Below are 15182 nucleotides of genomic sequence, written 5' to 3' on the forward strand. Positions count from 1 at the left end.
ATGTCGTGACCTGCACCGCGAGCTTACGGGATCAGACGATACGGATCAGGATCTCGGAGTGCCCGGCGCGGATAACGTCTCCGTCGGCCAGCTGCCAGTCCTGAACCGGGGAGCCGTTGACGAGCGTGCCGTTGGTCGAACCCAGATCCGAGAGCATCGCGGTCTGCCCGTCCCAGCGAACTTCGATGTGCCTGCGGGAGACTCCGGTATCCGGCAGCCGGAAGTGCGCATCCTGACCGCGGCCGATGATGTTGCTGCCCTCGCGGAGCTGGTAGGTGCGGCCGCTGCCGTCGTCGAGCTGCAGCGTCGCGGAGTAGCCCGAACCGGCTTGTGCGCCACCGCCATACGCGGGTGCGGGGGCCTGGTAGCCGCCGCCCTGGGCGCCGTAGCCGGGCTGTTGCGAGTAGGCCTGGCCGTAGCCGCCCTGCTCCTCGGGCGCGGCGTAGCCCTGTTCACCGTAACCCGGTTCCGCGTACCCCTGTTCGCCGTAGCCGGACTGCGCGTAGCCCTGCTGGCCGTAGCCCGGCTGCTGACCGTAACCGCCCTGTTCGGCGTAGCCCTGTTCGCCGTAGCCGGACTGTCCGTAGCCCTGCTGTCCGTAGCTCTGTTCGCCGTAGCCCTGCTGCCCGTAACCGGGCTCCTGGTAGCCCTGCTGGCCGTAGTCCTGGTCGGCGTAGCCACCCTGCTGCTGGCCGTAGCCGCCGCGCTCGCCGTAGCCCTGCTGTCCGTAACCGGGCTCCTGGTAGGCCTGCTGTCCGTAGCCCTGGCCACCCTGCTGGTAGTCGTAGCCGTTCTGATAGTCGCCGTAACCCTGCTGCGCGTCCGGCGCCTGGTAGTCGGAGCCACCGCCGTAGGGCGCGCCGCCCCGGCCGTAGTCGTCGCGGTACGCACCGTTCGGCGGCCCGGGCCGCCCCGCAGGCGGCGGTGCGTACCCGCGGTTGCGTGGATCGGACTCCGCGGGCTCACGGCTTGGGTCGTAGCCTGAGTTCTGCGTCATGGGGCCAGCTCCTGGTTGCGGGTGTGCAGGTCGTTGTGGCGTGGGTTCGGGGCTGCGAGCCTGGGTGGCTCGGCGGCCGATGTCGGGATCGACCCGACCGCTCGTCCTGAACTGTCCGGTGTGCAGCGTAGGTGATGCCTCGAATGCCACGTGTACTTCGCCGTAGGTCTGCCAGCCTTGCTCGCGGATGTAGTCCTGAAGGTGTTTGGCGAACGCGCGGGTGGTGAGGTCGTGGTCGGCGTCGAGTTGTTGGTGATCAGAGGTGTTGATGGTGATCACATAACTGTTGGGCGCCAACAGATGTCCGCCACCCAGATCCTGGATATTGTCGGCGGCTTCCTGCTTGAGTGCCGCTTCCACCTCCTGGGGAACGACACTGCCCCCGAAGGCTCTGGCGAACACGTCACCGACGGCGCCTTGCAGGCGACGCTCGAATCGAGAAACGATGCCCATCTCGGCCTCCCTTCGGTGCGCGTCTGTCTTGATTCATAACAACGACACGCGGATATGGCGTGTCGCGTATCGACCACGTTCATTGCATGATATCCACGATCGTCCACACCTGTAACTCCCGGAAGCCAGCCCGGGTTCCCGCGCCTGTCCGGACGGCACTCGAGTGCCGTCAACAGGCGATTTCGTGTCTCGCCGACCCGCGTGATACTGTCTCCCAGTCGCTCGGGCGAGTGGCGGAATGGCAGACGCGCTGGCTTCAGGTGCCAGTGTCCTTCGGGACGTGGGGGTTCAAGTCCCCCTTCGCCCACAGATACGCGGAAAGCCGCAGATCAGAGGATTCTTCCCCGGTCTGCGGCTTTTGTTTTCTGCGGGGTTTGTGTGCGTTTCCCTTGTGTGTCAGCGGTTTTGGTGGATCGGGTCGGTGTGGTGCGCCGGACGCCGAACCGTACCTCCGTGTCGGCGTGTTGGTCGAAACCGAGTGGGTATGCGATCGGTGTGGCCGAGTGGTCCCACTCGGCCGAGCGGCGCTAGGAGGTTGTCGTGACCGGTGACATGCAACAGGCCAAGCGCCCGGTCAGCGCGATGCTGGCCGGTCCGTACGGACATCCGTTCCACCCGATCCTGGTAACGGTGCCGATCGGGGCATGGGTGGCAAGCGTGGTATTCGATATCGCTTCGCACATTGCGGGCGACCCGCAGTCCCTCGCCCGTGGCTCGGCATGGCTCATCGCGGTCGGTGTGCTCGGCGCGCTGGTCGCGGCCGTGGTCGGTCTGCTGGATCTGCTCGCGATTCCGACCGGCACCTCGGCGTTTCGCACCGGCCTTGTCCACATGAGCCTGAATCTGATCGTGACGGTCGCCTTCGCGATCGACTTCTGGTGGCGGCAGTCCGGGAGCGGACCGGATGGCGCCGTCCCGATCGGCCGGCTGGTGTTGTCGATCGTCGCCCTCGCCGTGCTGGGCGTCTCGGGTTATCTCGGCGGCAAGCTCGCCTACCACTACGGCGTCCGGGTGGCCGACGAGAGCACTCAGGCCTCCGGGTACCGACACTGAATCGTGTCTCAGGGTTCGCGTCGTCGGTGCTTGCGATGGCTCGTATCGCACAACGGGTAGTTCGACGAACGGCGGCACAGACACAGCGCGACGACGACTCGGTCGGAGTGGATCGTTCGCCCGTCCGGGGTCACCAGTTCGACCGGCCCTTCGATGAGGGCCGGGCCATCGGTCGTGAGCCGGATCCGCCGGGGTTCACGGTCGGGGTTTGTCGGCACGGATCACCACCAGATCTTCTCGGTTCTGGCCGGGCTCGATCAGCCCGGTCGAGATCAGCCACGGGGTCAACTCGCGCATGATGGGACCGAAGGGCACCGACGAGCGCGCCACGATGGCGGCCTCGAGTCCGCCTTCCCGGAGCTGGGCAACGGTCGTATCGGGATGGCACAGGCAAGAATGCACGGTCAGCGCGACGCCGCCGGATTCGAGTAGGCGCGGCATCATCGCGCACAGGCGATCCAAGATGGCCCGGCCCTTTTCTCCCGCGTTCCAGGCCCTGGCTTCGCCGCGGTCGGGTGCGCTTCGAGGCGCGGGAACGTAGGGCGGGTTGGCGAGGACGAGATCGAAGCGATCGGTTCCGAGTATCGCCTCGAAGTCGCCGTGTAGGGCTCGCACGGTCAGGCCGCGAAGCCGACAGTTCAACCAGGCGGTGGCCACCGCGCGGCGGGAAACGTCGACCGCGGTGACGGTGCGGGCACCATGGTGGGCAGCGGCGACGGCGAGCGCCCCGGTGCCGGTGCAGATGTCCAGTACGCGACCGCCGCGCGGGATGCTCACCTGCGACAGTGCCTGCATGAGCAGCCGCGTGTCGTGCTGGGGTCGGTAGACGCCGGGAGCGCGGACCAACATCATGTTCTCCGAGTTATCCGTTCGGATCGCCCTAAACATCGGCATCGGGCAGCAGTGAGCTGTTTCTGGCACGCCAGGCGTCGAATATGTGGTCGGCGAAGCGGTCCTCCAGCAGATTTGTGGCCTGAATGCCGAGGACCATGGACTCCGTCAGCGCAGGCTCATGTGCGATCAGATCACCGATTACATCGGTGCGCATCAACTGTTCGTGTACCGCGTCGGCTTCCACGTGTTCCTGGTAGAACCGCACGCAGGCCGGGTCTGCGTCGAGTCGCCGCAGGGCGTCGACCAGGCGTGCCGACGCCGGTGACGAGCTGATCTCGACAGTCGCGAAATGTCCGACCAGCGCACCGCGCAGCGACCGGTGCAAGCCGAACAGCGACATCATGTTCACCAGGGAAAGCATCGGTTCCGGGACGGCATCGAGGTAATGCAGATATTCGGCGTCGAGACCCGCGCCCGCCATCAGCTCGGCAAAAAGTCGCGCGTGGATGCGGTCACCGCGACCGCCACCGAATTCGTCGAATTCCACCGCGACGAAAGCAGCTTTGGCCTGTCCGCGCAGGCGCGGGATCACCCAGGCGTAGGGGTCGGCCTCTTTATGGTGATAGATCGACCTGTGCACGAAATACTCGCGCATATGCCACCATTGGCCCTCGTCTCGAAGGAACCGGGACGGACCGGTGGATTCGATCGGTGTCACCAGGAGTTCATCGAGTTCCGATTCGAGATCATCGCCTCCGGATACTTCCGCGCGCATTGCGTCCAGGAATGCGGTCTCCATGGCAGCTCGCAGGGTCAGCAATCCGGGATCCCATTCCCATTCCGGGTCCACCGCCGCGAATCCGTGATAGTGCAGCTCATAGCAGGTGTGCAGAGCAAGCTGCAGATCCTCGCTGTACGGGTCGAGTGATCGGGTCTTCGGCACCGGTTTGCCAGGTATTCCGCGCAACAGCCCTACCACCGCCTCGGACAGGGCGCCGCGTGGGCGTGGCAGGGGGCGAGATCGGATATCCGTGGTGACCGTCATACCTCCTCATACTCCCCGTGACCTGATGCGATATCCAGCAATAGCCGGGGTGACGACAGTGCTCGGCGAACCGCCACGCCGTTACCCGCGGCAATAGCCGATCCCGTGTAGGAAAATGCCGAAGGTTTGCCGGGGATCTTTCAGCCGTGGACTTTTTCCGAGTAGGCGCATGGACGGTATGGCCGGACGCCACGGTTGTTCGTGGTCGAGATGTGGCCGCCCCATGTGACCGGCGAGCTGATCGAGCATGAAGTCGACGCCCATGCGCAACTGACCAACCCGCCGTCATCGGTCCGATTCTCGCCCGCCACTCGGTCGCGGTTGCGGAACCGGCGATGACTCGAAGCCCGCTGTGAATGCGGCGGAAAATCGAATGACAGCTTGTTCGGGCGGTCTTTAGTATCGGTCGGGTGCACCGATTTTTCCTGATTGTCCCGCCGCCGGCCTCCTGAGCGAGGTGTAGGACCGCGCGTCCTATCTGGCAGGTGAGTTCGGTTGTGCACCTCGCTTCCGCGACCCCCAATCCATTCCTGTCGCAGGAGCGCGAATGTCCACTGCTATATCCACGGCCAGCCGATTCGGATTGGTCTGCCTTGTCGGCGCCGGACTTTCCGCGGGCACCGGCGGTCTACTCGGCATCCTGCTGCTTCGTGCGACCGGTCTTTCGCCGGTATCCGTCGCCGCCTGTCGGCTCGCCGTCGGCGGCCTGCTGCTGATCGCTCTGCTGATCCTCACACGGCGGACGTTGCCGCGGAATACCTCGGCCTGGCGCAGGATCGGTGTGGTCGCGGTCCTTGTCGCGATCATTCAGGCGAGCTACTTCGGTGCGGTCGCGGCCTCGTCGGTGAGCCTGGCGACGCTGGTCACCCTCGGAATGTCACCGGTGGTCGTCTCGCTGCTGGAACATCTGACCGGCAGGCGGATCCTTGATCGTCGGCGCGCGGCGACGATCGGAGTCGCGGTGTTCGGGGTGATCCTCTTGGTCGGCGCGCCCGCCGATGACGGGGCATCCGGCGGGATACTCGCCGGTGCCGCAATGGCATTGGTATCCGCCTGCGCCTTCGCGACCCTCACCCTGATCAGCGCCCGTCCGGTGCCCGGCCTCGACGCGATCACCACAACAGGTTTCGCCGTCACCGGCGGTGCCGTGCTGCTGATGCCGCTCGCGGCGATATCCGGCCTCACCTTCCACCCGACGCCACACACCGTTGTCCTGGTAATCGTGTTCGGGCTGATATCCACCGCAGTGGCGTACACGCTGTACCTGCGCGGTCTCTCCGAAGTCGGTGCGGGCACAGCCGCCGTGCTCGCCCTCCTCGAACCGCTGACCAGCGCGATCCTGGCCGCCGCAATCCTCGGTGAACGGCTGACGCCAGCCGGTCTGGTGGGCGCGGCCTTGCTGATCGCCGCGCTCGTCCACACCAGCCTGCAGTCCAGCGACAGGTTGTAGCGCTCAGTGGTCGCCGGTCGGCGCGCGGAGCTCGACGGCGCTGTTGGCGAGGACGGTGGCGAGTTGCTGCCAGCGGCGGTGGCGGTGGCGGAACATCAGGTGGACGAAGATGCGGGCCGGGGCGCCGCGCAGGCCGGACTCGATTTCGATTTCGTCGGTGTAGCGGCAGCTGGATTCGGTGATCGGCTCGAAGGTGAGGCGGTGGTTCCAGGTGCGGACGGGGCCGCCCCATTCGTTGGTGTAGATCTCGCGGGCATCGAGTCGCACCAGACGCAGGTGATGGCGCCAGGAGGGGATGATGCCGAACCACCAGAGACGGGCGGAACCCTCGGCGTCCGGTTCGATGTGGTCCGGGATCTGCAGTTGTGGCACCGAAAGGATCGGTGCCACAACGTAGGCGAACAACTCTGGTGTCCGTGCCAGTGCGCATGCCACTTCTGCGCCGATCGGCAGCTCTGTAGTTAGGGTTACCTTACTCATAGCTGAATGATGGTCCTCGGCGGCGCTGCTCGCAATAGCTTTCACACAGCCGCGGCATCGGCGATCTCGTCGCTGGTGGCGAGCCATACGCCTGGATGGTTCGCCACATAATCCAAGGCCTGCTCCAGATATTTGATGCGGAAGGCCTGGCCGATGACAAAGGGGTGCAATGCAAGAGCCATGACACGACCGGACTCCGCATGGAGCCGGTCCAACTGGTCCTTGACGATCTGCACGAAATCCGCGCCGCGCAAACCGGTTCCGAGGAACAGGCTGTTGTCGTTGAGTTCGACCGAGTACGGAACGCTCAGCACCCCGGGCACATTGAGCCGATACGGCTGATCGTCATTGGTCCAGTCCAGGACGTAGTCGAGGCCGAGTTCGGCGAGCAGTTCCGGGGTGTGGAAGGTCTCGGTGAGTGCAGGTCCCATCCAGCCGCGCGGGCGGCGGCCGGTCGCGCGCTCGATGGTTTCGACGATATCGGTGAGGTAGGCGCGCTCGTCGTCGATCGACATATCGGCCTGGAAGATCGAGTTGTTCTTGCCGTGCGCCAACCAGGTCCAGTTCCGCTCCCGCCCGGCCGCGATGATCTGCGGATTATGGTGTGCGACATCGGAGTTGAGCAGGGCGCTGGCGCGGATACCGTACTTGTCCAGCGCCTGCATCACCCGCCAGATGCCGACCCGGGGACCGTAATCACGCCAGCCGTAGTTCAGCGGATCCGGGGTGAGGGCGGCGGTGCCGGGGAAGATGCTGGTCGAGGGTCGGTCCACCTGGTAGTGCTCGATATTGAGCCCGACGTAGAACGCGACGCGGGCATCGTCGGGCCACCGAATCGGTGCGCGGTCGACGATCGGGCTGTAGTCGAAGAGTGTGTTGTGCATGCGGCCTATGCTTGAACCATCACATACATGTGAAGGTCAAACCAGAGGTGGAATCCAATGCGGATCGGAGAACTTTCGGAGCGCACCGGCACCTCGCGGCGGCTGCTGCGCTACTACGAGGAGCAGGGCCTCATCGTCGCCGACCGCTGCGCCAATGGCTATCGCAGTTACGACGACCGCTTCGTCGACCGGGTCCTGCAGATCCGTGGCCTGCTCGACTCGGGCTTGCCGACCCGCATCATCAAACAGATCCTGCCCTGCCTGGACAAGCCGCGCACCATCTACTTCCCGGACGCGACCCCGGAAATGCTGGCCACCCTGGAACGCGAGCGCGAGCGTATGTCCGACCGGATCCGCTGTCTGTCCCGCAACCGCGACGCCATCGCCGAATACCTCGAGGCGGTCCGCACGAACGCCGCCTCCTGACCCCGGTTCCGTCAGAACCTGTTGACTCCCTATGAGAACCTGTTCTAATTTTTGGCATGCGTAGATTTGACGGCCGCCGCGTGTTGGTCACCGGAGCAGGATCGGGTATCGGACAGGGGATCGCCCTGCGGCTGCTCGATGAGGGGGCGACGTTGGTCGCCGCCGATATCGATGCGGCGGGTCTGGAGAACACCGCGGCGAAGGCGGGTGATGCGGCCGAGCGGGTGCGCACCGTGCAGGTGAATATCGCCGATATCGAGTCGGTGCGCGCCGCGACGGGCGAGGCGGTCGAGTTCCTCGGCGGCCTGGATGTGCTGGTGAACGCGGCGGGCATTCTGCGGCCCGCGCGCACCGAGGAAATGCCGCTCGAGGTGTGGAACCAGGTGATCGGGGTCAACCTCACCGGGACCTTCCTGATGACCCAGAGTGCGCTGCCCGCGCTGTTGGAGTCCGGCCACGGCGTCGTGGTGAACCTGTCCTCGACCGCGGCCTTCAGCGCCGCGCCCTATCTGGCGTCGTATGCGGCGTCGAAGGGCGGTGTCAATGCCTTCACGCACGCGATCGCGCTGGAATACGCCAAGCAGGGGCTGCGCGCGGTGAACATCGTGCCCGCGGGCATCACCAGTGGGATCACCACCAAGTCCATCCTCGATCAGCCGGAGGGCTTCGATCCGAAGCTGTTCTCGCGCCTGACCGGCTGGCTCAACGGCGGCGCGCTCGGCAGTCCGGAGGATATCGCCGGCGTGGTCGCCATGGTCGCCTCCGATGACGGCCGCTATATGACCGGCACGGAGATCCGCGTCGACGGCGGCGCACTGATGTAGTCAGGCGGGTCGGGCGACGAGCAGGTGATGCGGAATCGGCGGATTGGCCAGTTGCTCATGGTCGACGGTGCAGCCGGCGCCTTCCAGTGCGGCGATCACCTCGGCCACCGGCCGCAGCGTGAAACCGTATGCGGTGAACGGCATTTTCGCCATCGCGTCCGGATCGCCGATACCGACGACGAGGCTGCCGCCGGGACGCACGACGCGCACGAGTTCGGCAAACGCGGCCGCCAGATCCGGCACGAAGTAGACGGTGTTGACGGTGATGGCGGCATCGAGTGCGTCATCGGCCAGCGGCAGATCGGTCATCGAGCCCGGCGCGAGTTGCATTCGGCCCGTACCGATTTCCTCGGCGAACTTCGACTTCGCCCTGGTCAACATGTCCGGCGAGATCTCGAAACCGTGCACTGTCCCGTTCGTGCCGACCCGCTCGAGCAGTATCGAAAGCCCTGCGCCACCGCCGAATCCGATATCTGCGACCGTTGCGTTCGCCACGATCCCGGCCGCATCGACCGCGCCCGCGATGGCGCGCTTATTACCGCGATTGAGCATGAAGGCGAAGCCCTTGCCGAGCGTTCCGTGCGGATTGCCGAGTTGACCGGCAATCGTGGACAGCACGCGGGTCCGGATACTCATGCCGTCATGCTAGCCACTGTCCGATAACCGAAAGCTGACCCGATGCGATCACCGCTGGTACTCCTTGCCGCCGCCGTCCTGGCGCTCGCGCCGATCGGTACTGCCGAGGCGGCGGGATCGTGGGGTCCGCTGGCACCGCCGAATCCCTACCTCGGGCCGCTCGGCACCGCGACCATGCACGGTGATGCCGGATCGTCGGATGCGACGCCGCTGGCCGGGCCTGGCACCGGCGGGATTTCGGTGGCCGGGTATCCATTGGCTTCGGCATGTCCAACGCTGCTGCAAGGGTCGGACAATCTGGTCGTCGCGCTGTGCACACCCGTGATCGGCCAGACTCCGACGATCCATCTGCTCGATGCGTCCTTCATCGGTCCGGTGGGCACTGCGCTGGCTTCGCTGGAGATCGCGAAGGGAAGTCTGCTCGGCGGTGTCTATGCCTATCTCGACAATGCCGACCGCCTGGTCATCGTGGACGGCAACCGCACTCTGCTCCGCGTCGGCCACTCGCGTGACGCGGCGGGCAAATGGCGGCTGGCGATCGATTCGTCCACCGATCTCGGCTCCGTAATTCCGGTGGGCGACAACGTGACCGGGCTGGTGCCGGACTGGTCCGGCAATGTCTGGTTCGCCACCGGCAAGAGCCTCGTCGGTCTGGTGACGCGTGCCGGTGCGGCGGCCACCGTTGCGCTGCCCGCGGGTGAGTCGGTGGCCAATAGCATTTCCTCGGCACCGAGCGGTCGGGTCGCGGTGGCCACCACGCACGCGCTGTACGAGTTGCGCGCCGACGCCGCCGGGCGACCGGAGGTGCTGTGGCGCGCGGCCTACGACCGCGGATCGGCGCGCAAGCCCGGCCAACTCAGCTGGGGCACCGGCTCCACTCCGACCTACTTCGGGCCGAGCTCCGGCGCGGAATATCTGACCATCGTCGACAATGCCGACGGACAGGTCAACGCGCTGGTCTTCCGTTCCGGTACTGGACAGTTGGTGTGCTCGCAACCGGTGCTCACCCGTGGCGGTGCGGGCAGCGAGAACTCGCCGATCGGCATCGGCCGGTCCCTGTTCGTCGCCAGCACCTACGGCTACCCGTACCCCGCGGTCCCCGAGGGCGCAGGCCAGGCCGTTCCGGCCTCCGCACCGTTCGTCGGCGGGATGACCAGGGTCGATGTCGACGACACCGGCTGCCATACGGTGTGGGAGAACACCGTTCGCAGCGCGGCCGTTCCGCATCTGTCCACCGCCGACGGCGCCATCTACACCGTGACGCGCGTCGGACTCGACATCACCACCCCGCTCGACGGTTACGCGTTCACTGTCGTGAATCCCGATACCGGCGCGGTGATTTCGCATAGGCCGCTGGCCGGAACCATCGTCGACGACCCGCTGCAGACCTCACCGCTGATCACGCACGACCGCAAGATTCTGCAGGGCACGATCACCGGAATCCTGCGCGTCAGCTGAAGTCGGGAGCATTCGGCCCGGTGGCCAAACCCCGTTCGACCACCGTGAGGGCCCGGTGAATCGCGCTATCCCTGGCCGCGTCGTCGAGGTCGTCGAGTACGCCGTCGATGATCAGCGAGGCCATACCGTGCACCGTTGACCAGGCGGCGTATTCGGCGTCCGGTCGGTCCGCCGGGTCGAGGAAGCCGACGTCGACGAGTTCGTCCAGAAGGCCCGCCAGCAGATCGAAGGCGGGCGACGGCATTCGGTCGCCGCAGAACGCGGTGCGGAACAGGCCGGGTTCGCGCAGCGCGAAGGTGATGTAGCCCCGACCCACCGCGCCCAGTCGAGTGATCGCATCCGCTTGCGGCGCCGAGCTCGCCATCGTCTCGGCCATCGCGCCGAACAGGGTGTGCTGAGCCTGTTCCTGTGCCGCGTTCAGCAACTCCTCGTGATTGGTGAAGTGCCGATAGGCCGCGGTCGGAGTGACGCCGACATGCCGGGCGGCCGCGCGCACGGTCACCGCCTCCGGCCCGCCGGTTTCGGCGAGTTCGGCGGCGGCGCGCACCAGGGCATTGCGCAGGTCGCCGTGGTGATACGGGCTGTCGCGGGTGGCGCGCTTCGCTGCGGATTCCGAATCTGTCATCGCATCGATGTTGACACCCGCACACATGGCGTGGCAAGTTAACACCCATAAAGTTTACGCATGACAACATGCCCGATCGGAGACCCGATATGTTCGGAACACTCGGCAGATTCGTTGTCCACCGCGCCCGCTGGATCCTGGTCGTCGGCGTGCTCGCCCTCATCGCGGGCGGTGTGGTCGGCGCTACGGCCTTCAGCAAGATGCAGCCCGGCGGCCAGCAGGATCCCAATGCCCAATCCAGTGCCGCGCTGACCCAATTGGCCGATAAGTTCGGCGCCGATACCGACTACGTCTTCCTGATCGAGGCGAAACAGGGGACGGTCGACGGCACCGCGGTCGCCACCATCGGCCGCGATCTGGCTCGGCGGCTCGCGGCCGACCAGCGCCTGACCAATGTCGTCTCGTATTGGGATACCGGATCATCGGCCATGCGCTCAGCGGACGAGACCGCGGCCGTCGTCCTGGCGGGCAATGTCGATAAGGACGCCACCGATAAGGAGAAGTCCGCCGCCTCGATCGTCGAGACCTACCGCGCAGACGGTCCGGTCGCGCAGATCGAGGTCGGTGGCAGCACCGCGATCTTCCACTCGATCACCAAGCAGATCGGCAAGGACCTCGGCCTCGCGGAAGCCGTTGCGGTGCCGCTGATTCTGGCGCTGCTAGTGCTTGCCTTCGGCAATGTGGTCGCCGCGCTGCTCACCCTGGTGGTCGGCGGCATCGCCATCCTCGGCACCTTTGCCGAACTCTCGATCCTCGGGTCCGTCACCGATGTGTCGATCTACGCGGTGAATCTGACCACCGGACTCGGGCTCGGGCTCGCGGTGGATTACGGGCTGCTGATGGTCAGTCGCTTCCGTGAACGCCGCGAGGCCGGAGCCGCACCCGACGATGCGGTGATCGCTGCCGTATCGACGGCCGGACGCACCATCGCCTTCAGTGCGGCCACCGTCGTGGCGGCCCTGTCCGCGCTGGTGATCTTCCCGCAGTACTTCCTGCGGTCCTTCGCCTACGGCGGCATCGGCGTCGTCGCCATCTCCGCCATTGCCGCGGTGGTCGTATTGCCCGCGCTGCTCGCGGTGCTCGGCGGGCGGACCGATGCGTGGCGGGTGCCCGGTGTCCGCGGGATTCGCGGTGACGCAACGCCGTTCTGGGCCGGAGTGGCCGGATTCGCGATGCGTCGGCCGCTGCTTGCGGGTGTGCCGGTGGTGGCTGTGCTGCTGCTCGCCGCCGCGCCGCTGTTGCACGTCCAGTTCGGTACCCCCGACGATCGGGTGCTGCCGACGAGTACCGAGGTGCGTCAGGTCGGTGACGCGATGCGGGACGATTTCGGCGGCGGCGATGTCAACGCGCTGTCGGTGATCACCGAAACCGGTGTTGCCGCAGCGCCGCTCGCGGACTACGCGCGCATCCTGTCCCGGGTCGAGCACGTCACCCAGGTCGATTCGAGTGCGGGCACCTTCGTCCACGGGGAGCTGATCGCGAGTTCACTCGCCGATGCCCGGTTCGCCCGACCGGACGCGCAGCGCCTGACCGTACTCACCGATCTGGACCGCAATTCGTCCGCCGCCCGTGATCTGGTCGATCGCGTACGTGACGTACCCGGTCCGGCCGGTGCCAATGCACTGGTCGGCGGGCAGGTGGCCGAACTACGCGACAGCCTCGCATCGATCGGCGCGAAACTGCCGATCGCCATCGGGTGGATCGTCGTGACGACCTTCGTGCTGCTGTTCCTGTTCACCGGTAGCATCGTGCAGCCGCTGCGCGCACTGCTGTCGAATGTGCTGAGTCTGGCCGCCACGCTCGGGCTGATGGTGTTCGTCTTCCAGCAGGGGCACCTGTCCGGACTGATCGGATTCACCCCTGCGCCGCTGGATGTCTCGATGTTGCTGCTGCTGTTCTGCATCACCTTCGGACTGTCGATGGACTACGAGGTCTTCGTGATCAGCCGCATCAAGGAACTGCACGATCGCGGTGCGTCCACGAAGGAAGCCGTCATCGAGGGACTGGCCCGCACCGGCCGCTTGGTGACCACCGCGGCGGCGCTGATTTCGATCAGCTTCCTGGCCTTCACCAGCAGCGACGTCCGGTTCATCCAGTTCTTCGGACTCGGCGCGGGGTTGGCGATTCTGATCGACGCGACGCTGGTGCGTGGCGTGCTGGTGCCGGTCGTGATGCGACTGCTCGGTCGGGCGGCTTGGTACGCGCCGAAGCCGTTGCGATCGGCGTACGGGCGGCTCGGTCTGGCCGAAGCTCGAGACGTACGTCACGCGGTCCCGCATGCGTAGTGCGGGGCCGCGTTCGGCTGTCGCACTGTCGTTTTCGCCCGATCCGGCTAGGTCGAGCGAGGAAGGTGGCAGAGATCACAGAGTCGGTTATGGTTGCGGCCGCGGTGCTGACCGCGGTCCGATTCGCTACTCCGGTGACCGCGTTTGCGCAACTGGTTAATCATGATCTTGACCGAATGTAAGTCCATCTCGATGGGTTACGGCTAGGTGTAGATCACGTTTATAACGCAGTAAACCAACCTGAAGTTTCTTTTACCCCATCCAACTATCGGCAACACCAATTGTCGTACGGTGAATGCGCAGGTCCGAGTGGCATTTGGTAACCATTGAGGACTCTATGTTAACAATGCAGCTAATCGTACGAAGAATGTTAGTCGGCGCCCCGTGGTTTCTGGATCGTGATCTGGGATCGCATGCCGAAGGTCGGTTCCGAGGTCTGGTTTCGGCTGTCGAATGACCGCCGAAAGTTTGCTGGACGACTGCAAAACGATGCGCCCACATGGGTTTGCTGGGACGCTGCTTTATACGCCTGACCTCGGCGAGGAGGGTTGCGCCGGGATAACGATTGTGTAGAGTTGACGGTAACGCTGGCCGCAGCTGAGCTGGACTCGCTGCGGCCAGCGGAACTCAATTGGGGGCCTTCCAATCTCATTCGTTACGTAGCGTTGCTACCGATTGCCCGGACCCATTTCGGTCACTGTGTGCTCGGCGTTGTCTGCCAGCGCTTCGCGGAATCCTCTTCAGCGCCACCGAATCCCAGTGCCGCCGCGGCTCGTGCGTCCTGTTCGAGTGCGGCCCGGCGACCAACCACGAAGACGTAGCCGAGAAACAATGCCTCCGCGATGAATCCGATGCCGACCTTCACCGGCACGGGCAGCGAACTCGGCGTCACGAAACCCTCCAGCAGCCCGCAGACCAGCAGCACCGCGACCAGACCGAGCGCGACCGTCGCGGTGGCCCGGCCCTGACGCGCGACCGCCTCCAGCCGACTCGAACGTCCAGGATCGATCAGCGTCCAGCCCAGCTTCAGGCCCACCCCGCCGGCCACGAAGGCCGCGGTCAGCTCGAGCGTGCCGTGCGGGAGTATGAATCCGAAGAACGAATCGAGCCGACCGGCATCGGCCATCAACCCGCCGGTCACCGCCGTATTGAGCGCGTTTCCGAACAACAGGTACACCGCGGGCAGGATCAGCACCCCGGTGAACAGCACCATCGCGGTCACCCAGGCGTTATTGGTCCACACCTGCGCGGCGAACGCGTCATGCGGATGTTCGGAGTAGTAGGTCTCGAATTCGCCGCCGGGTGCGGTGAGCCAATCGTTGTGATCGGAGATGCCGAACAGATCGCGCGCCGAACCGGAACCGGCGATCCAGACGGCCAGACCGGTGGAGACGATGATGAAGACCGCCGCGACCGCGACCCACCACGGCCACGCCCGATACAGCGTCGCGGGGAAGCGGTGCGTGAAGAACCGGCCGACCTGGCTCCACGCATCGCCCTTGGTGCCGAGCACCCGGCCGCGCGCCTTGGTCAGCAGTGCGCTGAGCCCGGCGATGAGTTCCGGATCCGGACTGTGCGATTGCAGCCGCGCCAACTGCTGTGAGGTGCGCCGGTACAGCGCGACGAGTTCGTCGGCCTCCGCGCCGCTGAGCTTGCGCCGACCGGACAGATAGGCCAGTCGATCCCATGCCCCCCGTTGTGCGTAGCTGTAGGCATCTACGTCCATTGGTTG

Annotated in this window: 15 protein-coding genes and 1 tRNA gene; 7 read left to right on the forward strand and 9 right to left on the reverse strand. The window is 65.7% G+C overall.

What is annotated here, in order from left to right:
• Window positions 1-31: 31 nt before the first annotated feature.
• Window positions 32-1450, reverse strand: a complete 1419-nt coding sequence (locus tag ACIBW7_RS02000; RefSeq protein ID WP_397043145.1) for a DUF3662 and FHA domain-containing protein — start codon at window positions 1448-1450, stop codon at window positions 32-34.
• Window positions 1451-1674: 224 nt separating this feature from the next.
• Between ACIBW7_RS02000 and ACIBW7_RS02005 the strand changes: the two genes are divergently transcribed.
• Together ACIBW7_RS02005 and ACIBW7_RS02010 are read left to right on the forward strand one after the other, a co-directional pair.
• A tRNA-Leu gene (locus ACIBW7_RS02005) sits at window positions 1675-1757 on the forward strand.
• Between the two features lie 233 nt (window positions 1758-1990).
• Window positions 1991-2503, forward strand: a complete 513-nt coding sequence (locus ACIBW7_RS02010; protein ID WP_397043147.1) for a DUF2231 domain-containing protein — start codon at window positions 1991-1993, stop codon at window positions 2501-2503.
• A gap of 8 nt (window positions 2504-2511) precedes the next feature.
• Here ACIBW7_RS02010 and ACIBW7_RS02015 read toward each other — a convergent pair whose 3' ends face one another.
• Genes ACIBW7_RS02015 through ACIBW7_RS02025 form a run of 3 tightly spaced genes read right to left on the reverse strand, consistent with a single transcriptional unit; the run spans window position 2512 to window position 4382 of the window.
• Window positions 2512-2721 (reverse strand): CDGSH iron-sulfur domain-containing protein, encoded by a 210-nt coding sequence (locus ACIBW7_RS02015; protein ID WP_327094781.1) that lies wholly within the window; start codon window positions 2719-2721, stop codon window positions 2512-2514.
• A complete protein-coding gene (locus ACIBW7_RS02020) occupies window positions 2699-3355 on the reverse strand; it encodes a HemK2/MTQ2 family protein methyltransferase (RefSeq protein ID WP_397043150.1) in 657 nt (218 codons plus the stop codon). The genes ACIBW7_RS02015 and ACIBW7_RS02020 overlap by 23 nt, the downstream gene beginning before the upstream one ends.
• Before the next feature lie 28 nt (window positions 3356-3383).
• On the reverse strand, window positions 3384-4382 hold the full coding sequence (locus ACIBW7_RS02025; protein WP_397043152.1) for an iron-containing redox enzyme family protein: 999 nt from the start codon (window positions 4380-4382) through the stop codon (window positions 3384-3386).
• A 547-nt stretch (window positions 4383-4929) separates the two neighbouring features.
• On the opposite strand from ACIBW7_RS02025, the gene ACIBW7_RS02030 reads away from it, so the two are divergent.
• On the forward strand, window positions 4930-5832 hold the full coding sequence (locus tag ACIBW7_RS02030; RefSeq protein ID WP_397043154.1) for a DMT family transporter: 903 nt from the start codon (window positions 4930-4932) through the stop codon (window positions 5830-5832).
• A 3-nt stretch (window positions 5833-5835) separates the two neighbouring features.
• Here ACIBW7_RS02030 and ACIBW7_RS02035 read toward each other — a convergent pair whose 3' ends face one another.
• Entirely contained in the window at window positions 5836-6312 is a 477-nt protein-coding gene (locus ACIBW7_RS02035) for a hypothetical protein (protein WP_397043156.1), read from the reverse strand.
• A gap of 41 nt (window positions 6313-6353) precedes the next feature.
• Window positions 6354-7196, reverse strand: coding sequence for a polysaccharide deacetylase family protein (locus tag ACIBW7_RS02040; RefSeq protein ID WP_397043157.1), 843 nt, complete (start codon window positions 7194-7196; stop codon window positions 6354-6356).
• A 57-nt stretch (window positions 7197-7253) separates the two neighbouring features.
• Between ACIBW7_RS02040 and ACIBW7_RS02045 the strand changes: the two genes are divergently transcribed.
• Both ACIBW7_RS02045 and ACIBW7_RS02050 read left to right on the forward strand, forming a co-directional pair.
• Window positions 7254-7622 carry a MerR family transcriptional regulator gene (locus ACIBW7_RS02045; protein ID WP_397043159.1) on the forward strand — a complete coding sequence of 123 codons (369 nt, stop codon included), beginning with the start codon at window positions 7254-7256 and terminating at the stop codon, window positions 7620-7622.
• 56 nt (window positions 7623-7678) lie between these two features.
• The gene (locus ACIBW7_RS02050) at window positions 7679-8446 is read left to right on the forward strand and encodes an SDR family NAD(P)-dependent oxidoreductase (protein ID WP_397043161.1); all 768 of its coding nucleotides are present in this window, start codon (window positions 7679-7681) and stop codon (window positions 8444-8446) included.
• Here ACIBW7_RS02050 and ACIBW7_RS02055 read toward each other — a convergent pair whose 3' ends face one another.
• A complete protein-coding gene (locus ACIBW7_RS02055; protein WP_397043163.1) occupies window positions 8447-9082 on the reverse strand; it encodes a class I SAM-dependent methyltransferase in 636 nt (211 codons plus the stop codon).
• Between the two features lie 42 nt (window positions 9083-9124).
• Between ACIBW7_RS02055 and ACIBW7_RS02060 the strand changes: the two genes are divergently transcribed.
• Window positions 9125-10540, forward strand: a complete 1416-nt coding sequence (locus ACIBW7_RS02060) for a hypothetical protein (protein WP_397043165.1) — start codon at window positions 9125-9127, stop codon at window positions 10538-10540.
• Here the strand turns inward: ACIBW7_RS02060 and ACIBW7_RS02065 are convergent.
• Window positions 10533-11165, reverse strand: coding sequence for a TetR/AcrR family transcriptional regulator (locus ACIBW7_RS02065; RefSeq protein WP_397043167.1), 633 nt, complete (start codon window positions 11163-11165; stop codon window positions 10533-10535). The genes ACIBW7_RS02060 and ACIBW7_RS02065 overlap by 8 nt on opposite strands.
• Window positions 11166-11254: 89 nt before the next feature.
• On the opposite strand from ACIBW7_RS02065, the gene ACIBW7_RS02070 reads away from it, so the two are divergent.
• On the forward strand, window positions 11255-13450 hold the full coding sequence (locus tag ACIBW7_RS02070) for an MMPL family transporter (protein ID WP_397043169.1): 2196 nt from the start codon (window positions 11255-11257) through the stop codon (window positions 13448-13450).
• A gap of 694 nt (window positions 13451-14144) precedes the next feature.
• Here ACIBW7_RS02070 and ACIBW7_RS02075 read toward each other — a convergent pair.
• Window positions 14145-15176 (reverse strand): stage II sporulation protein M, encoded by a 1032-nt coding sequence (locus ACIBW7_RS02075; protein WP_397043171.1) that lies wholly within the window; start codon window positions 15174-15176, stop codon window positions 14145-14147.
• Between the last annotated feature and the right edge of the window lie 6 nt (window positions 15177-15182).

Source organism: Nocardia sp. NPDC049526, assembly GCF_044465765.1.
GTDB lineage: Bacteria > Actinomycetota > Actinomycetes > Mycobacteriales > Mycobacteriaceae > Nocardia.